This window comes from Neisseria sp. (genome assembly GCF_030530745.1).
GTDB lineage: Bacteria > Pseudomonadota > Gammaproteobacteria > Burkholderiales > Neisseriaceae > Neisseria.
In genome coordinates this window covers 46,714-66,557 of the sequence record NZ_JAUMUI010000012.1, presented here as the reverse complement: position 1 = coordinate 66,557, position 19,844 = coordinate 46,714, and the positions used below count along the sequence as shown (strand labels likewise).

Below are 19,844 nucleotides of genomic sequence, written 5' to 3'. Positions count from 1 at the left end.
TCCAGTCGGTGTTTTTGGCCGTCTGAAGCCGGTTCAGGTAGCCGTAGCCGGGCTGCGCCGCCAGTTTGGCGATTTCGTCTTTCAGACGGCCTTTGGGAATATCGGCAAGATAGCCGCCCGGCGCGGTCAGCACGGGGGCGGCGGGGCCTTCGAACCGGGGCAGCCTCAGGCTTTCGGAAATGCTGCCGCTGCCTGCCGTGCGCTGCCATACGGCGGAGGCGGAGCGGCTGTTTTCTTCGACGGCGACGCAGTCGGTGATGCCTTTGAGGATAACCCGTGCCCCGGCGCGGGCTTTTTCGCCCACGCCCGCTTCAATTTTCGCACCGCCCAGCCCGGTTTGGAATTCGGTGCCTTCCAAAACGGTATCCCAGCCCGAGCGGGTGTTGACGCCTTTGGCGGTTACTTTGACCGCCAGCCCGGTTTCGTTCGATTCGCTGCGGCTGTAATCCCTGTTTTTGATTTTGATGCCGAGAAGGCGGCTGCTGCGGGTGGTTTCGTAGTGGCGGTGCTGGCGCTGCTGCACCGACAGCAGGTTCAGCTCTTCGCCCGCCGTCAGCCCGATGCGGCCGGCAGGGGCGTTGAAGCGGGTGGAATAGGCATCAATGTTGCCGCCGGACTTCACCGTAATGCCCGAACCTGCCGACAAAACGGCTGGGGCGGGTGAAATCAGGTGGTTGTGGTCTTCGTTGAAAGAGGTTTTGCGGATGATGCCGCCGCCTTTGCCTTTGGTTTTAAGAAAGGTGAAAACGTTGTCTTCGTTATAGCCGAAGACAACACCGCCGAACGCTTCGATGCCGATGCTGCCGTTCGGGGCGCTGATTTTGCTGCCGCTGATGTCGATGCGGGCATCCGCATGCCCGAAGGGCGCGCTGATGCTTACGCCCTGCTTGCCGGTAAGGCGCGAAGGTTTGTTGAGGACGGCTTTGTCGTAATGGCTTTTGAAATGGGACCGGCCGGTTTCATAGGTGTCGGTTGCGCCGGTAACGGCAACGGAGGCGGGCGTTTTACCCTGCTGCTGCGGCAGCAGGCCGGCGGCATGGATTTCCAGCCGCTTTTCGGCCGTAATGTCGGCGGCGGCTATATCGATGCCCTGAGCCGAAAGCAGGCTGACGTTCTGCCCGTTAAGCACCGGGCGTTTGTGCTCGCTGCCCCTGGGTTTGTGGCCTTTCACTTCCTTATTGACGGCCCGGGTCTGAAATATCAGGCGGATTTTTTCATTGTTGAGGTCGCGGATGCGCAGCAGGTTGGCGGCAAGGTTGTGTCTTTTGAGCTGCTCGGTCTGCACGCTGATTTCATGTATGTCCTGCAGCATCTCACCCACCCTTTCTGCCGGAATCAGCCCGTCAAACGTGTTTTTCACCGGCCTGATTTCCAGTTTGCCCTGACGGGAGGTGATGGAAAGGTCTTTGCCCGCATAAACGCCCGCCCCGTGAATGCCGACTTCGCCCGCCGCCATGCGGATGCCGCCTTTGGCCGACAGGGTGGAAACCTGTGCCGACGGGTTGCCGCCGCTGCCGCCCCTGCCCGCAAGGGTCAGCCTGCCGGCGGCTTTGATGCCGATATCGCCGTCGGCACTGATGGTTTTGCCCGGGTGCAGGTATACCTGCTGCCCGGCTTCGATGTTGAGGCTGCCGTCGAGGTTTTTCAGGGCTGCATCATTGCGCAATACCGGGTTGGATACGGCTTTAACGTCGGCGGTGGGGGACAGGTTGACGGAGCTGTGCTCGGATTTCAGGCTGACGGCACCGCCCTGCATCAGGCTGTTGTTGGCATGGTTCCACCAGCCGCCCTGTATGGAGAGTACGCCTGCGGCTTTCAGGCTGTTGCGGGAAGGCTGCCCCGTATTCTGCAGCACCTGGCCTTTGCTGCTTACGGCCATATGCCTGCCTGATTCGGCATCAACCCCGTTCAGATATGCTTTGGCGCCCGAGGCGGAAAAAACGGTATTGTGCGCCGAGGCCGTCTGAACGTTATACAGCCCCAGCTCTTTGGCTGCGTTAATGTTCAGTGCGCCGGCCTTGGCATTCAGGTACACGTTGCGCAAAACGGTATCGCCGTTTTTGCTTGCAGCACTGATATGGCTGCCGGCAACGGTGTTGCGCCGCGCGCCGCCGCCGTATTCGAGGCTGCCGCCCGAGAGCAGCTCCACACCGCCCGATGCCGCATGAATGTCTGTATTGACGGCTTTCAGACGGCCCCTGCCAACCGATCCGGCATAAACGCCGGTTTGCCCGTTAAGGTGGGTTTCACCGTTCAAATCGGCATTGCCGGAGGCCAATATGGAAACATGCCCTTGCCGTGCGGCGGCATAAAGGCCGTCTGAAACGATGTTTCCTGCCGTGGCGGCAGCTTCGATATCGCGCCCCGCTTCCAAACGGAGTCCCTGCCCGCCGCCCGCATTCAGGCGGATGCCGCCTTTAGCGGCACTGAGGGTCAGGCTGCCGGAAGCGGCCTTAAGGTGGGTGTTGCCGATTTCGATGTTTCCCGCTTCAACGGCCAAGCTGCCGGCAGCCGCCAATGTTTGGGCCGCCGATTTGACCGCCGCCTGTTCCGCCGCTTTCAGGCTGATGTCTTTCAAACCCGCAGGAAGAGCCGAATCAACAGTGAGGTTGAGGTTCTTATCGGCGTGCATATAAAGATTTCCTGCCGATTTCACCGCCCCTGTCCGGGCATTGATATTGTTTTCTGCCAACAGCACCACATTGCGGGCGGCGTTGAGGCTGCCGTTGTTTAAAGTGATATCCGACGGGTTCGAGTTTGCCGCGAGGCTCGGGGGTTTGGCCGCTTCGATATGTATGCTGCCCGTTTGGGCACTGATGCCGCCTTCAATGCCGATATTGCGGTTGGAAAGCAGGGTTACGCTGTTTTTTGCATCCAGTCTGCCGCCTGCCTGTATGGCGGTGTCGGCTTTGCTGCTGCTGTAGATAACAGTGCCGGAACGGACAGTGGAATTTCTGACAATTGTTTTCGCACCGGCGCTCAGGCCGACGGATCCGTTATGGTTGTTTACGGCTGCCGAGTTTTCTATAACCAGGTTGCGGCCTGCATCCAGTATCAGGCCGGTTTGGGCCATGCCCGTATTCTGCACCACGGCATTGTTGCGCAGGCCGATGTCTTCACCGCTTTCTATTACCAGCAGCCCCCTGCTCTCGATTCTGCCGCCGTCTGAAACAACCGCACCCGCGCTGCCGCTTCCGGTTGCTTCCAGGCCAAGATAAGTGGGGAGGGAATGGGTGCTTAAGGCAGTGGTGCGGATATTGCCGCGGTTTTCTATGCGGCCGGCGGAGGTTACCGTCAGCTGCCGCTGCGCCTGCAGCGTTCCCGCATTTTTCACACCCACTCCTTTTTCGTTTGCTATCAGCATGATACTGTTTGCATAAATGCCACCTAAAGCGGCCGTGTCGATGGCTGCGGCAGGTTTTGTTCCTTCTGCAGTGCCGGCGGCGGTTTCCCCCGTTTGGTAATCCGCCCTGTATGCCCCCGTAGAAGCAATCAGGTTGGATGCATGGATTTTACCCTGCACGGCAAGCGAACGGGAAAGGATTTCGGTATAGTCGGCACCGCGGCTGTCGAACCCGCCGCTTTCCACCGTAACCGTGCCCTTGCGTACGTCCAGCCCGCTGAACGTGCCGTTTTTGAAAACCGGCATACCTGTCGTTACCACCGCATGGCGGGCGTTTTTAAAGCCGCCGCCGTTGATCTGTATACCGGCGGGGTTGGCAACCACCACATCGGCTTTGGTGCCTTCAACGCTGATGATGCCGTTGAGCCTGCTCGGATTATTGGAACGGACTTCGTTTAAAATCAATTGGGCCGTGCCTTTGGCCAGATAAGGGTTGGCGCTGCGGCTGTTGTTCAGCACCGCGCCTTTGCCGCCGACATCAAACTGCGTATAGCGGTTGTGGCTCAAACCTTTGGCATCGGGCGTTTGGATATTGACCAGCGGCGCACCGTCGCGGGTTTTAAGCACAACCGGCCGCTGTCCTGCGGGCGCGCCCTTGTCTGCAACAATCTGTGCCCGGGCAAAACCGATACTGCCTGCCAATACCAGGAAAAGCGCCAGTTTCGGCAGCTCCGCCCATTTTGCGGTTAAAGCGGGCGCCGCCCCCTCTGCCCCGCCGTCCTGCGTATTTTTGCCTTCGCGGGCGGTGTTTTCTGCAACGGCCATCATACAGCCGCGCTTTTTATTGAAAATGATACGATAAAAGCGTTTGTTCATAAGAAATCACCTGGTGGATTTAAAAACGGGCAGTTAGAATTTTCCGTATGACTTTACACCAAAGTTAATGACAAAATCATTTTATTATGACAAACGGTTTATTCGGTAGACAGGCTGTTGGAATTTTAAAACAGGAATTAAAACGGCTTGAATACGGAAAATTGCCGGGGCAGATAAAACAAGCAGGCCGTCTGAAACGTTTCAGACGGCCTGCTTGATATGGCTGCCTTCTGGCATTATTCGCCGATAACCAGCACTGCATTGCTGCCGCCGAAAGCAAACGACGAGCTGGCGCCTATGCGGCGGCCGTGCGGCCAGCGGCTTTCGCGGCCGGTTAAGCCGATGCGCGGCAGGGCTTCGTCGGCCGTGCCGTCCCACAATTGCGGCGGCAGCCTGCCCTCTGGGTTGTATTCGCGGCTGACCATGCCCCAGAGAAAGGCGGCCTCAATCGCGCCGGCGGCGCCTAGGGTGTGGCCGGTAAGCGGTTTGGTGGAGGTGCAAGGCGTGGTGCTGCCGAACACTTCGTTCACGGCGATGCTTTCCATGCTGTCGTTATGCTGCGTGCCGGTGCCGTGCAGGTTGATCCAACCGATGTCGGCCGCACGCACGCCGGCATGGGTTAAGGCCGTCTGAAACGCCTGCACCGCGCCCAAACCGTCGGGACGGGGCGACGACATATGATAGGCATCGCTGCTGGCGCCGTAACCGAGCAGCGGCAGGCCGTTAGAAAAACCTGCTTCGCGCGTCATCACGAATACGGCGGCGGCTTCGCCGATATTGATACCGTCGCGGTTGGCCGAAAACGGATTGGCCAGCCCGTCCGAGAGCACTTCCAGCGAAGCGAAGCCGTTGATGGTTAACGGTGACAGCGTATCCGCCCCGCCGCACACCACGGCATCGCACAAACCCGCGCGCAGCAGGCGGGCGGCGCTGATCAGGGCACGCACCCCCGATGTGCAGGCTGTGGAAACCACATAATTCAGGTTTTTCAGGCCGTACACTTCGGCCACGAATTCCGCAGGCGCATCCATTCGTTGCTGCGCCTGCTTGAACGTTACTTCCTGCCACGCCGCACCCTGCGACACCTGCCGGAACATTTCGATGTTTTCATCTACGCCGCTGGTTGAAGTGCCCAACACAACGGCTACCCGCCCCGCACCGAAACGTGCTTTGGCTGCCTCGATTTGCGGTTCGATTTGCGCCAGCGCGTGCCAAAGCAACTGGTTGTTGCGGCTGCAAAACAAGGCGGGCAAATCTTGCGGAAACGGCCGCAGCCCGTGTTTAACTGCTCCGAAAGCGTAGGTTTTGCCGTTGACCCACCGGTCGGAAAACGTTAACGGCGAACCGGCGGCGGGGTTCAACAGGGCGTCGATATGCGCGGCCAAGCCGTCGCCCAATGCGCTGGTAACGGCAGGAGGTGAGAGATAAACGGGTGTATTCATATATATTTGATTGTTCAGATAATCGTCCGGCACGGTGCGGCGCATAACAGCCGCCATACAAACGGCGGGTTATAGTGAATCCACTTACTCCGTTACGGCGTTGCTGCGCCTTGCCGTACTATCTGTACTGTCTTCGGCTTGCTGCCTTGTACCGAAGTAATTGGATTCACTATCGTCCCGAATCGGCACCACCGACCATTTCGTTTGGTCGGGGAACGTTACCAGCCAGCGGTTGCCGGTTTGTGCGCTACACCACAATGTGCGGCCCTTTTGGCTGAAACATTCGCCGTTTTCGGCACGACTGCGCTGCAAGCCCGGGTAAACCGCAGCACCGTCGGCGGCAAACAGCGGCAGCATGGCGGCAAACAGGCGGCGGGCGGAGGCGTTGGGCATCACGAAGCCGTCGTTGCGCCAGCCTTTTTTGCTTAACACCTGCCGCGACAGCGGCGCGCCCAGCGGATCGGTTTGCACGAAGCGCACGCCGTCTGCCCCCTGCTCTACCGCCAGCAGGCTGCTTTGAACAACATTGCCTGCGGCATCGCGCTGCTCGAGCTGGAACCAGCCGCCGCCGCTTTGAAACTGCGGCAGCGTTTGCGGTTTGGGCACGCCGCTGCTGCACGCGGCGAGCACGAATGCGGCGGTTAAGGCAATCAGGTGTTTGTTCATATACAACTCCTCTTTCAGACGGCCTGAAACGGTTTTCAGGCCGCAGGCCGGTTAAACAAAACGCATCAAACCAGCGCCTGCCTGCCCACCATCGCGGCAAGCGCGTCTAAGCGGCGGGCGTGTTTTTCCACGAACGGGTTGGCCGTATCCCACGCATAGCCCGCCAGAATCGACGAAATCATGCGGCTGATGTCGGCGCTGCGGTCGGGCGCGTAAATGGCGTCTTGGAAGCGGGTATCATACCAGCCCGTTACATAAGTGCGGAACGTATCCACGCCCTGCATCAGCGGTTCGGCAAACTCGCGCTGCCAGTCGGCTCCGCCGCCGTTCAGCTGTTTGGCCAGCAGGTCGGCCGCCAGTTTGGCCGAGTGCATGGCGATGGTTACGCCCGACGAAAACACCGGATCAAGAAACTCGGAAGCGTTGCCCAAGAGCGCGAAACGCTTGCCGTATAAAGATTTCACATTGGCCGAATAGCCTTGTATGCTGCGGAACGGAAATTCGTTTTCCCACACCGCGTTTTCCAGCACTTCAGCCAGCATCGGGCATTCGAGCGCGAATTTTTTCAGCACGGTTTCCGAATCGCCGGCCAGTTTGTCGGGCGTGCCGACCACGCCGATGGAGCAGCGGTTGTCGCCGAACGGAATCGTCCACAGCCACACGTCGCGGTGCTGCGGGTGGGTGGTGATCAGGATTTTGTTGCGGTCGAATTTCGGATTGGTGATGTTGTCTTCGATGTGGGTGAAGTGGGCGGTGCGCGGCGGCAGGTCGGAAGGGGTTTCCAAGTCCAACAAGCGAGGCAGCACGCGGCCGTAGCCGCTGGCATCGAGCACGAAACGGGCGTTGAGGCGGTAGGTTTCGCCGCCGTCGGTTTCCACGCTCAACACCGCCTCCTCGCCGCTGTCGTCAAACGCGGTTACGCCGTGGCCGAAACGCACTTCCACACCCTGTTTGGCCGCTTCGTCAATCAAAATTTTGTCAAACAACGCGCGGCGTACCTGAAACGTAGTGCCCGGGCCGTCTGAAAACTTATCGGTGAAATCGAAATAAGTGTAGCGGCTGCCCCAGGTGAATGCCGCACCGTTTTTAAACTGAAACGAAGGCTCGGCTTCTACCGCTTCTAAAAAACCCGCTTCTTCAAGCATTTCCATACAGTGCGGCAACAGGCTCTCGCCAATCACGAAGCGCGGAAAATGCTGCTTCTCGAGCACGCACACCTTGAAGCCTTTTTTGTTGAGTAAGGCCGCCGCCACCGAGCCGGAAGGGCCTGCGCCGATCACGGCGATATCGAATTGATGAGATAATGACATGATATTTCTTTCAATTATGGTTTATTGCTTAAGAAAAATTCTAACAATGGTTGCCGACCCACCTGTTGACCCTGTTTAAGCCAATCAATAAACTCCTGTGAATGACATATACCAATCAGTTTAATAATATTTTGATAATCATCCTTCAAATCACGATTGAATATAGGTTCGTGATGTGCAATACGGTTTCTCAACTCTCTAATTTTATCGACACGCTGATATACAGTCTCACGATTGTCTCTAACACTTAAAGTACGATCCAAATTGGGAAAAGCAGTAAATAGATATCCGTTCCATAAAGGCCGTTCCTGATTTGCCTTCAACATTTGCTGCCAAAAAGCGAACTTTAAATCGGCAATGACTTTCCCAGTTTGGTCTGTATCGTATCCTCTTCTACTGTGCTGCAACTCTTCAACTGGATTAAAACCTTGTCTTCGCTGTGGTAATGTCCGCTCAAAACCCATACTCCACGGCCATTCAGATCCATGTACTTGACTTAAAGATAAATGTATTCTATTCCGCAACACCACTTCCGCCACACTCAACCACGGAAAAAATGCGCTACTGACTTGCATATTCCAAAGATAAAGCGTACATGCTTTCTCGACATTATTACTACACGCAGTTAAATATCTACCAAACCGTTCATCAGATAAAGCTTGCCGTATTTCTGATTGTAATTCCATGTGTTCCTCTTTATAGGCCTGAATATTAATTATCTATTCCATTATCATTTTAAAATGATCAAGCCAAATTTTCCTGATATTTTGTAAACACTTCATCAATCGTTGACAAAGTATGGCCAGCCACATAAAATAATCTCCGTTAGTTTGATTGGATCGATGGACTGGAAACAGTGTTATACCCTTTCAAACGCGAGCTTACCGCCCCGCCGAGCAATCTGCGGGGCTTTTCGTTATTTCTCCTCCAACAGCCAACCCGCCAGCCACAGGTTCAACACCGTGCCCACCGCCACGGTGATGCCGAACGCCGCCACGGCGGGCGTGCTGCTCATGCCCAGCAATACAAACGAAATACCGGTGGTGAGCGCCGCCAGCAGCATGCCGCCCAAACGGGCGGGGGCGCTGTGTTTGGCGGCAACGGCATACACGGCGTAATCGACGCCGATGGCGGAAACCAGCAGCAGGCCGAACATGGCGAACAGGCTGACGGGAATGCCCGCCCAGCCCAGCACCGCCACCGTGCCCACGGCGGCGGCCAGCGGCACCGCCAGCACCGTGATACCGCGCCTGATGCCGAACATTCGCCACAACAGTAGCAGGGCCAAGGCATAAGAAGCCAGTTTCAGCCAAGCCGCCTGATTGCGGGTGTGGCGGAACAATTCGTTCAGATGGCTGCGCTTGTCTGCCCAGTGCACGCCCGCCAAGCCTTTGATGCCCGCCTGAACCGCCGCCGCGTCGTTTAAGCCGTTCAGGCGGATAATCGAGGCGAAACGGCCGGGGGCGGCCTCACCCAAGTAAAGCGGCCGCCAGGCTTCGGCCAGCGCGGGTTTGAGGCCGTCTGAAAGCGTGAGCGGCGGCGCGGCGGCGGCCTGGTTCAAAGCATTGCGCACGGTCTGCCGCGGCACGCCGATTTCGCGCATCGGCTGCCAGTTTTCCGGCAGCTTCGCCAATTCGCGCAGACGGTTTTGCAGTTTCTGCTGCTCGGCCGCCGGCAGCAGCCATTGGTCAAGCGACTGGATGCCGGCCAGTTTCTGCTGCGCCGCCAACGGCTGCAAAGCACGGCCGACTTCGGCGTTTTTCCGCAACAATTCATCTTCGCTGCCGGCTTCCACCACCAGATAACGGCTGCCGAAATCGGTGCCGGAAAGCCCGCCGATTTTCTGCGCTTCGGCCAGCATCGCCGGCGGCATGTTCACCCATTGGCGGATATCGTCGTGCCAATTGCTGCGCCACAGCCCCACCGCCAGCAGTATGCCGCCCACCAGCCACCAGCCGCGGCGGTGCAGGCGGATTTTCATGCGCGCCGACAAGGCATACAGCCGTTCCACCAGGCCGGTAAACGGCACGCTTTTAGCTTGGTAGCGCGCAAACAGCGGCGGCAGCCACAACACGGTGGCGCCGAACGCGCCCAACAGCGCAAAACCGGAAAACACCGCCGTCTGCCGCAACACCGGCAAGGGCGTGAACCACAGAAACGCATAACCCGCCACCGTTATCAGCAGGCTCACGGCAAACGTGGGCAGCACATGGCGCATGGCAGGTTCGGCCTGCCAATCGTGGCCGTCTGAACGCGCATAACGGTGTGCCACCGTGCCGAACACCGAAGGCGCCAGCCAATGCAGCGGAAAATCCACCAACATCCCCACCAAACTGGTGCCGATTACGATGGTGAGGATATGCACTTCGCCGAACACCAGCAGAGCCGCCGCCAATCCGGCGAGCATACCCGCCGCCAGCGGCAGCACCAGCCAAAACACCCGCACGCTGCGGAACACCCACAACAACAGCGCAAAGGTAAGCAGCAAACCGGCCGTACCCATCAGCCGGCTTTCGCGCTCGGCTGCCGCTTTCGAGGCGGCGGCAAACACCGCCCCACCCGCGCTTAACGTTTCCACCCCGTTTTTCGCGGCCAGCCCGCGGCTTTGCTGCAACAGCGGCAACAGATTATCGCTGCCGTTGGCGAGGTTGTTGGCTTTGGGCAGTTTGCCGCGCAACCACACCCAAGTTTTGCCGCTATCGTCTTCGGTGAACAGCATGCCGTTGTCGGCGTTCCACTGCAAACGGCTCTGCGGTTGGGCGCGTTCGGTGACGAAACGGCCGAAACCCAGCCAATCCTGCTCCAGCGGCAAAGGCGAAGGGGCGGCAAACGGGTTGACCGCCGCTTCGGCGCGCTCCTGAAAATAACGTTTCGGCTCTTCAAACAACAGCCGCCGCTGCTCGGGCGGCAGCACCGCCAGCCCCAAACGCCGCACGTCGGCGCGCACCGCTTCCAAATCGGGCGAAACGCTGCTGTCCACCGCGGCAAACACTTGGCTTTTGCGCCATAAAGCGGCGATTTCCGAGGCCGTCTGAAACGCTTTTTCTGCATCGGTGCTGCCCGCGAGCAACACCACCTGCGTATTCAACTGCGCCTCCACCGCCTTATCCGCCGCCTGCAACAACACATCCGGCCGCTCTTCCTGCGGCAGCAGGGCGGCGAGGTCGGTTTGCAGCCATTGCGTGGCGGCCACGCTGTAAACCGCAAAACCAAGCAGTAATACCATCAATGCGGTGTAAATACGGCGTATGGTAAGGTGCATGGGCTTCCTCCTGTTTTCAGACGGCCTCAAGCCGTTGCAGCCAATCGGCAACGCCTTGCCAGTATGTGCTGTTTGCGCCCGGGGTTTGCGTGATGTTTAACGGGTCGGCAAACCCTTGTTGCCCCTGCCCGCGGGCATATTCCAACAAAACCCATATGCTGCCCTCCCAGCCGCCCTGCCCTTTGGGCTGTTCGTAACACCAGCCCACGGCAATCCGGCGCTCCGCGTGCAGGCTGGCGGCGGCAAGTCGCAGAATCTGCGTCCATGATTCGGGGCGGTTATCTGCCGCCAGCACCAGCGATGCGCCGCGGCTGCCGAGCGCCTGGGCGGCGTGGAAAGCGGGAGCGTTATGCAGGTTGGCAATAAAATCGAACGGCATGGCGGCATGGTGGTTGAGCACGTTATCGGTCATTTTTTCAAACAGCGAAGGCGACGAAAACGGCGTAGCCACATAAACCGCACAGTCTTCGCACACGGCGGCACGGCTGCGCAGGTTGCAGGCACCGAGCGCGGCGAGCAGGCTTAAGCGGCTGAAACGGCGGCCATCGATGCCGGTTTGCTGCTGCAAGGCTTGTTTGAGCGTTTTGCCGCTAACCGACGGATCGCTGTCGAAACGGGCGGCGGCGGTGATGTTTATATTGCGGGTTACCGTGTCCATTGCCATACCATGGCGGTGTTGCTGCCGCCGAAGCCGAAGTGGTTGCTTAAATAAAGGCCGTCTGAAAACCCAATGCGCCGCCCGTTGCTGTCTGCGCCTTCACCCTTATGCAGGGCTTCGGCCAGCAAGGCGGTTTCGATTGCGGCGGCGGCGCCGAGGGTGTGGCCGGTTTGGGGTTTGAACGCCAACAGGGGCGGCGGGGTGCCGAACACATTATGCAGGGCTTGCCATTCGGCCGCGTCGCTGTCGGCGGTGCCGATGCCGTGGGTTTTGACGGCGCGCACGGCGGCGGCATCGGTTTGCGCGGCAGCCAACACCCGCCGGATCAGCGCTTCCTGCGCCCCGCCGTCGCTCTGCACCAAACTGCCGCTGCCGGTGTTGGCGGCGCAGGAGCGCAGGCGCAGGTTGGAACCGGCGGGCTTGTCGGCACACAACGCCAGCGCGGCCATGCCTTCGCCCAAAATCAGGCCGTTGCCGCCGAAGGGCCGGTAGTGTTCGGCAAACAGGTCCAGGCTGTGAAAATGCAGCAGGGTGAGGCGGTTGAGGCTTTCCAAGCCGAGCACGAACGCGCGCCGAGAGCCGGGCGCCGAGAGTTGGTTATGTGCCTGAATCAGGGCGTGCGCCGACGATGTGCAGGCGGTGGCGATGCTGAAAATATCGGTGTTGCCGCTGCGCGCCTGCAAATCGCGGGCAAGATAAAGCAGATTATGGTCGGATGCGCTTTGGTCGGAATAAAGGTTTTCGCACTCCGACATCAAATACGAACTCGAGCCGATAAACACCGGCGCATGGTACCAGCTTTCAGACGGCCAGCCGGCGCTCTCTGCGGCGCGGCGCAAATGTGCTTCGGCCAGATCGGCAACGGCGGCGCGGCTCAGGCTGGTTTCGGCAAAGGCGCGGTAATATTTCGCCTGCTGCGCCTGATGCAGAAAGGTGAAGCCAAGCGTTTCGGGCTGTTGCCGCGCGCAGCCGCTTTGCGGGTTGAGCGCGCACGTAACCGCCTGCCCGCAAAGATAAGTCATGCGCCGTGCTCCGAACGCACGAAGGCGGCCAAATCACGCACCGTCGTCATGTGTTTGCGCACCATGCGGTCGCCCTGAAGCCGCACTTGGAAATACTGCTGCAAGGCCACGGCGATTTGCAGCGCATCGAGCGAATCCAAGCCGACTGGGCTGCCGTCGCCGAACAAAACCGCATCGTCGGCAAAATCGGCCAAGTCGATTTCGTCGGCTTTGCCCGAGGTTTCCAAAATCAGCTTTTTCAATTCGGTTTCCAGCGCTTCGGGCGCCAGCGTAAAGGTGTACGACATAATGTTTTCCGTTTTTTAGAGCCTGTCTGAAAACATACTGCGCCTGTTTTCAGACGGCCTTTTTAGTTTAAAACCGCACCTGCGTCTGCAACTGCCGCCGATACAGCCACACCGCCAACAGCAGCGTTGCGGCGGCAAACCCCGCCAATAATTGCAGATAAAGCGCGATGCCGTTTAAACCGCTGCGGTTGAGCAGTAGTTCCTGAAAGGCTTTCAGCCCCCACGACATCGGCGAAAACCAGGTAGCCTGCTGCATAACCTCGGGCATCACATGGGCGGGCACCATAATGCCGCCGACGGCCGCCATCAGAATCACGCCGCCGCCGCCCAGCACCACGGCGTGTTCGGTAGATTTCGCCGCCACGCTCACCAACAGCGCATAGCCCAAAGCAGCGGCGCTCACGGCGGCGGAAAGCAGCGCGTAAAGCGGCCAGCTGCCGTTTAACAGCAGCGCCGGCACGCCGATTTCGGGCAACAGGTAGCGGCCGAGCAGCAGCATGCCGGCAAACTGCAACTGGTTAATCAAAAAATAGGGTAGCAATTTGGCGGCCACCAAGCCCGCCGCACCGGCACGGGCAAGGCGCAGGCGGGTGATGGTGTTGGTCTGCCGCTCCAGCGCCATCACGTTCGATAAGGGTATCATAATGAAAAACATACCGAAAATCAGCCAGGCCGGCACACTGTGCTGCACGGCGTTCGGTTTGGCCACCGCCGCGCCCGCCGCGCTCAGATAATGCTCCCGCAGCATGGTCTGCTTCAAAAAGGCCGACACGGCATCGAACTGCCCGGCGTTTTTTTCATCGACTTTTTTCTGAATATCGTCGCGCACCCGTTTAGGCAGCTGCTTATTGTCGATGCTGATGCCGCTGTTGCCGTCGAAGTAGGCGTTCAGGCGCGTTTCGGTGTAGTGCTGCCGCAGCACGCCTTTTACCGCCGCCAGCCAGGAAGGCTCGGTATCGGGCGGCACATAAATCTCCAGCGGCAGGCTCTCGGCCAGTTTTCCGTCTGCCCGGTTGGGGTTGTGCAGCACCAGCTGGAAACGCTTTTCGTGCAGCCCCTGCTGCGCTTCTTTGAGTTTTTCAGACGGCATCAGGCTCACTGCCATCTGCTCTTTTTGCAGGGCGGCGGCAAAAGCGGTGTTGACGCTGTCGCCCGCTTTGCCCACCAGCGCGATGCGGCTGCCGCTTTGCGGGTCTTCGTCGCGGCTCAACGCCAGCGACATAATCAGCATAAAGGCGATGGGCATCACAAACAACACCGCCAGCCCGTGCAGATCGCGGCTTAACAGCTTGATTTCTTTCAACAGCGAGGCGGCGATCATGCGGCCTCCCGACGCAAAAAGTCGAGATAAAAGGCTTCGAGCGTGCCGTGCCCCTGTTGGAAATAACGTATCTGCACGCCGCTTCGCTGCAACTCGGCATACACCTCGGCCGCATCGAGTGCGGTTTCCATCATGCCGCGGCCGTCGGCCGGTTGTGCCTGCAACGCGGCCAGCTGCCCGGGCGGCAGCACGGGGTCGGTGATAAAGCGCACGCGCTGCGTTTGCGAGGCCAAGAGTTCGCCCAAACCGCCCTGATAAACCAACCGCCCCTGCTGCAACAGGGCGATTTTGCTGCAAAGCTGCTCGATTTCGGGCAGATAGTGCGAGGTGTAAACCACGGTAACGCCGCTGCGGGTGAGCGTTTCCACGCTGTCGAGAATAAAGCGGCGCGACTGCGGGTCGATGCCCACGGTGATTTCGTCGAGAAACACCAATTCAGGCGCGTTAATCAGGCCGATGGCGAAATTCAGGCGGCGCTTCAGGCCGCCGGAAAGGTGTTTGGCGGCTTTGTGTTTGTGCGCGGTTAAATCGGTTTGCGCCAGCAAGGCGTTCAGGCGGCCTTTGTCGCGCATTTTGTAGAGCGAGGCGAAAAACAGCAGGTTGTCCCACACGCTCAACTGCGGGTAAAACGCAAAATCCTGCGGCACGAGGCCGATTTTCTGCCGCTCGGCGCGGCTCATGCGCCGCATGGGTTTGCCGTTAAACAGAATATTGCCGCACTGCACTTCCTGCAAACCGGCCAACAGCGACATCAGCGTGGTTTTGCCCGCGCCGTTGTGGCCGAGCAGCCCCCAGCATTCGCCTTTTCCGATATCGAGCGACACGCCGCTTAACGCATCGGCATCTGCTCCGGGATAGCGGTGGGAGAGTGATTGGATTTGAATCATGGTTTCAGACGGCCTTCAAACTTTTCCACAGCGCTTCTTCTTTATCGGCAATCGTGCGCAAAAAGGCCGCGGTTTCGCGGCAGCCGTTTTCAGACGGCTGTTTGCACTGTTTCACGCACAGGCTGGCGAAGGTGCGCCATTCGTCGCCGATGGCGGTCATTTGTTCGGAGGCCGTCTGAAAGCGCGGTTCGCGGCAGATTTCGGCGGCCTGTTCGAGAAAGTAGGCGTAGATATAGCGGAAGCCCGCGCCGCCGGTGCCGATTTCTTCCTGCATGCGCACCAGATGGCCGAGAAACAGTTTCTGATATTTGGCGGATTGCTTTTCGGGCAGCGATTCGATTTTCGCCGCCACCGTGCGTATGCCTTTCACGCCCACGAAAAACACCGGTGCGAGCATATGCTTGGCGTTTTTGCGCACGGCGGTGCGGATGAGGGCGGGCAGTTCGGCGGCAATGCTTTCAGACGGCCTGTTGCCCGAGAGCGTGTACATCATGCCTTTGGCCGCCAGCGCGCCTTTGGCAAAGCGCGCCCGCTGCAAATCTTCGGCGGCGCAGCGCTGCACGGTTTCAAACACGGGGTCGCTGAGCAGGTAGTCGCCGCCTTCTTTGCCGTACACCACCAGATTGTGGGCATTGAAATGAAAGCGCATATGCGGCGGAAAATAAGGCAGCCAAAACACCGAAGCCTGCAAGCCTGCGGGCTGCCCCGCCGCAATCGCTTCGTCCAGCGCCGCCTGCCCCGAATGCTCGTCGGCGAATTTGCGGATATCGAGTTTCAGGCCGAGCGTTTTGCAGGTGTTTTTGATGATGCCGCGCGGCGCAATGCGGTAAGACACCAACGGCATACCGGCGAGCTTGATCAGCGGCATATACACAAAAGTCAGCCCGCGGGCCAACCCGAAAATCAAGGCTTCGTTGAGCGCATGCCCGTGGTAGTTCAACAGGGCGGACATCACGCCGCTTTCGCAATGGGCGGTGTGTTGGTGGGGGAAGTCGTTCATAATATTGGTTAAAGCCTTGAGGCCTGTCTGAAAGCGGAATATTGCTTACCGGTTTTCAGACGGCCTGTTTGTTATTCTTCAATCGGCGAGCCGGCATCGGTGCGCTTGAGTTCGCTTATGCTGATGCGCAGCGCACCGGCGTATTTCTGCAAGGTTTTTTCGGGCAGCTTGGCGAATATTTCGGGGCGCAGGTGGCGGCGTAGCTGCCATTTCCACACGCCGGCGGCCATTGCCAGGCTGGTTTCGTCGTGGCGGAAGCGGAACATATGGTAATACAGCGGCGAATAAGCGCCGGCTGCCACGGCTTCGCGGGCGGCGCGGGTTTGCCCGTCCAGCTCGGCCACAGCCATTTCGGTGGCGTAGGATTCGTCTTGCCAGCCGGTGCTGGTGGCGGCTTCGTAATGCCCGTCGCGCGTGCCGTAGATGATTTTTCGCTGCCCGTGGTAAGACTTGCTGTTGTCTTGCGGAATGTCTTTTACGTCCATTTTCAGACGGCCTCTACTGCTTCCAAAAGCATAAAACAGGTGGAAAAGCGCCCGCTCTCGGGAATGTAGCATAAGATTTTCTGGCCGTTTTCCAACTTAAACGTGCGCATAAACTCTTCTAAAATAATATAAATCGATGCCGAACCGGTGTTGCCTTTGCTGGCCAGGTTGGTAAACCATTTTTCCTGCCCGATGCCGAAACCGATGTTTTCCAGCCCGGCAGCCACTTTGTCGCGGAAAAAGCCCGACGAATAATGCGGCAGAAACCAGTCGATATCCTCCGCTTTCAAGCCGTGTTTGGCGGCGATTTGCGCAAGCGGTTTTTCCACCGTGTAGCGGATAATGTTTTCGTTGAGCAGCTTCACGTCCTGCTTCACCGCCATCAGGCTGTGCCGGCGGCAATAGTCGCTATCAAACGTTTTCCAGCCCTTGAAGAGGCCGTCTGAAATTTCGGCGCCGGCATACATGCAGGCAGGCATTTCGTGGGCGTAGGAAAGCAGCTCGATCCAATGGATTTTCAAACTTATGCCGGTTTCGTTGGGGCGGCTGCTCAAATGCACCGCGCCGGCGCCGTCGGAAAGCATCCAGCGCAAAAAGTCTTTTTCAAAACCGATTTCGGGTTTGGCATCGGCCAGCTTTTGATGGTCGGTTTCGCTTTGGAATACTTCGCCGCGCATAATGGCCGAAGCGGCTTCGGAAGCGGCGGCCACGGCATGGGCGTGTTCGCCGGTGCGCACGGCATGGTAGGCGTGTTTCATCGCCGCCATGCCCGCCACGCACACGCCAGCCGCACTCACCACCTCGCAGGCACCCGTTTCGGGCAGCAGGCCGTGCACCATCACGCCGTGGCCGGGCATGGTTTGGTCGGGGTAAGAGGTGGCGCAGGCCAAACTGCCCACCCGGGCGGGATCGGTGCCTTGTGCAAAGAGTTGTTTCACCGCCTCCGACGCCAGCTTGGCGCAACTGTGCGTGGCTTCGCGTGTAACCGGGTCGATGGCGTAATGGCGCGTTTCGATGGCGTTGGAACGCAAAATCATTTTGCGCACGCGCGAAGGCAGCCCGCCGGCCATACCGAGCACGGCTTCCATCTCGTCGTTGCCCACCGCCGCATTGGGCAGAAAGGCAGCGGCACGGTTGATATAAACGTTTCGCAGTGTGTGGTTTGGATTCATATTTTATCTTTAAAATCAATAGGGTTTCAGACGGCCAGAGACCTTTGCAAAAGAGTCAGATGTGGATGCAGTTCAAGGCGTAGCAGCGCAGCGAGCGCAGACATAACTTGAAGTTAGGCAAGCGAGCGGGCAGTACCCTAAAGGGCATAAACACACAACGCAGAAATGCACCGCAGATGGCTTTTTTGCAAAGGTCTCATTCTCCCGAAGGCAGGCTGTAATACCGTTTCTGCCTGCCCAACCAGCCGCGCAGCCACGGTTTGAGCAATTGTTTGACAACGGCGCTCACGGGTATCACGGTTAAAATCAGCGTAATCAGAAAAACGATATAAAACGCCAGCAGTGCGCGGCGCAGCAGCGGCGACACCCGCCCGGCCGCCATCAGCAGTTTGCCCCACAGATAAAAACTGCGGCCGGCCGCTTTTTCGCTGAAAATCAGTTTTTCGTTTACTCTGGCGGCACCCATATTCTGAAACACGGTTTCGTCTAAGGCCCGGCCCGAAACCAGCGCATCGCGCAGCTTGGCTCCGAAACGCGCGCCATCGGCCAATTCTTCGGGGGCAATGCCCGCCGCCGGCAGCGCGCGGAAATATTGTTTGTTGCCCGTTAACAGCCACGCGGGCGTGGTGATAAAGCTGGCCGCGCTGTTACAGGCGTCGATTTTCACAATATTGCCGATTAGTTTGGCGCCGTTTTGCGCCAGCAGGGTTTTCATTTTTTCCTGCGCCGTCAGCCACATATTGCGGCAGCCGATTAAGGTGACCACGGGTTTGCCGTTCAACAGCTTTTTCGTTTCGGCACGCTGCAAAAAGGCGGTAACCGGCTGCGCGGGCGACAGAAACCACACGGTATAGGCCACCACCACCACATCGTAATCTTCACCGGGAATGTCCGGCGCTTCGATCGGCTCGGGCTGCAAGTGCACGGTTTCGGGAAAGGTGTTGAAAAACCGCCAAAACGGCCACGGAAACGGATAAGGCCGCTGCGGCCGGAGATTAACGCAGTCCAAACGGATGCCCGCGCTTTGCCGCAACGGTTCGGCAAAAGATTGCGCCAAGCGGCCCAGTTGGCCGGTTTGCGAATAATACACCAGCAAAACTTTTTTCACGTCGGCTTCCATCTCAACTTTTTTCAGGCATTGTCTTAGGGAGTGTAGTCAGAAAGCGTTGCGGCGGTATTTTTGGTTAAAATCCGCATCTGCGGCGTTAAAAATGCTCGCAAGATGTCCAATCTTGCTGTGCTTTTTGCCTTGCACCTGCGGATTTTTCCTCAAAAAACCGCTTCGTAAGCCTTCTGACTACACTCCCTAAAATTTGGAAACTTATTTTAACCGAATTAACGCAATCATGCCGTCTGAAAAGCTATTTTTTCAGACGGCATCCGATAATGACGGCAAACATTTTTACATTGCAACAATCCGAAAACCAAAAGCGCGGTGTTGCCGCCCGCTTCACAGCGCCTGCTTGGCAAACGCATCCAATTCTTGGCCTGTTTGCACCTGATTGAAACGCATCACGGTGCGGTCGCCCTGTTTTTCGCTCAACTCGATGCGGCGCACCACGCTGTCGCCGCTGATGTCGATGTGGTTGAAAATCTGCTTCATCAGCGCGGTTTTAGGGTTCAGGCGCAGCGTCCATTTTTGCGGGCTGCCGGAAAGCTGCAAATCAAACTGCTTTTCCAAGCCCTGCGTGTTGCCGCCGAGCAGGTCGAGAAACAGGCTGATTTGGCGGTTTTGGCCGCTCATTTTGCTCTGGTTGGGCTGAACCCAGCTTTTACCGTTCCACTGCATAATGCCGTCGGCACGCACGCGCAGGCGGTTGTCGAACGGTTTCTGCATGTGCCACAACAGCCCTTTTTTGGGCACCAGCACGAATTGGCCGGTGGCGGTCATCGGCTTGGTAAGCGATTTCAGATGGCGCTCCTGAGTAAACGCACCCTGCACGTTGGCGGGTTTTTGCAGGGTTTGCGACAACTCGTCGGTGGAAAAAGCCCACAAAAGCGGGCTGGATAAGGTTAAAGCAGCGGTAAACAGCAGTTTTTTCATCGGTTGCCTTTTCACTAAAACGGTTAAATTTCGCGGTAGATTTCTTCAAACGACAGGAAACATTCTTCA

Annotated in this window: 16 protein-coding genes and 1 pseudogene; all 17 read right to left on the bottom strand. The window is 58.2% G+C overall.

Features of this window, described 5'->3' with window-relative positions; translation table 11 throughout:
- The coding region (locus Q3970_RS06265; protein WP_303099736.1) for a filamentous hemagglutinin N-terminal domain-containing protein at nucleotides 1-4,171 on the bottom strand (4,171 nt) is incomplete at its 3' end.
- 284 nt (nucleotides 4,172-4,455) lie between these two features.
- On the bottom strand, nucleotides 4,456-5,661 hold the full coding sequence (locus tag Q3970_RS06260) for a beta-ketoacyl-ACP synthase (protein WP_303099735.1): 1,206 nt from the start codon (nucleotides 5,659-5,661) through the stop codon (nucleotides 4,456-4,458).
- An 84-nt stretch (nucleotides 5,662-5,745) separates the two neighbouring features.
- Complete coding sequence (locus Q3970_RS06255) at nucleotides 5,746-6,327, bottom strand: hypothetical protein (RefSeq protein ID WP_368494372.1); 582 nt, start codon at nucleotides 6,325-6,327, stop codon at nucleotides 5,746-5,748.
- A gap of 65 nt (nucleotides 6,328-6,392) precedes the next feature.
- A complete protein-coding gene (locus tag Q3970_RS06250; RefSeq protein ID WP_303099734.1) occupies nucleotides 6,393-7,637 on the bottom strand; it encodes an NAD(P)/FAD-dependent oxidoreductase in 1,245 nt (414 codons plus the stop codon).
- A gap of 14 nt (nucleotides 7,638-7,651) precedes the next feature.
- Nucleotides 7,652-8,323: an Abi family protein gene (locus Q3970_RS06245; RefSeq protein ID WP_303099733.1), complete on the bottom strand. Its 672-nt coding sequence runs from the start codon at nucleotides 8,321-8,323 to the stop codon at nucleotides 7,652-7,654.
- Between the two features lie 230 nt (nucleotides 8,324-8,553).
- A complete protein-coding gene (locus Q3970_RS06240) occupies nucleotides 8,554-10,899 on the bottom strand; it encodes an MMPL family transporter (protein WP_303099732.1) in 2,346 nt (781 codons plus the stop codon).
- Nucleotides 10,900-10,915: 16 nt separating this feature from the next.
- The gene (locus tag Q3970_RS06235; RefSeq protein ID WP_303099731.1) at nucleotides 10,916-11,563 is read right to left on the bottom strand and encodes a hypothetical protein; all 648 of its coding nucleotides are present in this window, start codon (nucleotides 11,561-11,563) and stop codon (nucleotides 10,916-10,918) included.
- Nucleotides 11,545-12,579, bottom strand: coding sequence for a beta-ketoacyl synthase N-terminal-like domain-containing protein (locus tag Q3970_RS06230; protein WP_303099730.1), 1,035 nt, complete (start codon nucleotides 12,577-12,579; stop codon nucleotides 11,545-11,547). Before Q3970_RS06230 ends, Q3970_RS06235 begins: the two co-directional genes overlap by 19 nt.
- Nucleotides 12,576-12,866 (bottom strand): phosphopantetheine-binding protein, encoded by a 291-nt coding sequence (locus Q3970_RS06225; protein WP_085364779.1) that lies wholly within the window; start codon nucleotides 12,864-12,866, stop codon nucleotides 12,576-12,578. The genes Q3970_RS06230 and Q3970_RS06225 overlap by 4 nt, the downstream gene beginning before the upstream one ends.
- A 67-nt stretch (nucleotides 12,867-12,933) precedes the next feature.
- Nucleotides 12,934-14,187, bottom strand: a complete 1,254-nt coding sequence (locus Q3970_RS06220) for an ABC transporter permease (RefSeq protein WP_303099729.1) — start codon at nucleotides 14,185-14,187, stop codon at nucleotides 12,934-12,936.
- The gene (locus Q3970_RS06215) at nucleotides 14,184-15,074 is read right to left on the bottom strand and encodes an ABC transporter ATP-binding protein (RefSeq protein ID WP_303099728.1); all 891 of its coding nucleotides are present in this window, start codon (nucleotides 15,072-15,074) and stop codon (nucleotides 14,184-14,186) included. Before Q3970_RS06215 ends, Q3970_RS06220 begins: the two co-directional genes overlap by 4 nt.
- A gap of 4 nt (nucleotides 15,075-15,078) precedes the next feature.
- Nucleotides 15,079-16,074: a BtrH N-terminal domain-containing protein gene (locus Q3970_RS06210; RefSeq protein WP_303099727.1), complete on the bottom strand. Its 996-nt coding sequence runs from the start codon at nucleotides 16,072-16,074 to the stop codon at nucleotides 15,079-15,081.
- 71 nt (nucleotides 16,075-16,145) lie between these two features.
- Entirely contained in the window at nucleotides 16,146-16,559 is a 414-nt protein-coding gene (locus Q3970_RS06205) for a hypothetical protein (RefSeq protein ID WP_257065849.1), read from the bottom strand.
- Between the two features lie 2 nt (nucleotides 16,560-16,561).
- A complete protein-coding gene (locus Q3970_RS06200) occupies nucleotides 16,562-17,731 on the bottom strand; it encodes a beta-ketoacyl-ACP synthase III (RefSeq protein ID WP_303099726.1) in 1,170 nt (389 codons plus the stop codon).
- A gap of 26 nt (nucleotides 17,732-17,757) precedes the next feature.
- A pseudogene (locus Q3970_RS06195) lies at nucleotides 17,758-17,922 on the bottom strand (lipoprotein signal peptidase).
- A gap of 5 nt (nucleotides 17,923-17,927) precedes the next feature.
- The gene (locus Q3970_RS06190; RefSeq protein WP_303099725.1) at nucleotides 17,928-18,851 is read right to left on the bottom strand and encodes a dialkylrecorsinol condensing enzyme; all 924 of its coding nucleotides are present in this window, start codon (nucleotides 18,849-18,851) and stop codon (nucleotides 17,928-17,930) included.
- 330 nt (nucleotides 18,852-19,181) lie between these two features.
- Nucleotides 19,182-19,775 carry an outer membrane lipoprotein carrier protein LolA gene (locus Q3970_RS06185; protein WP_303099724.1) on the bottom strand — a complete coding sequence of 198 codons (594 nt, stop codon included), beginning with the start codon at nucleotides 19,773-19,775 and terminating at the stop codon, nucleotides 19,182-19,184.
- Between the last annotated feature and the right edge of the window lie 69 nt (nucleotides 19,776-19,844).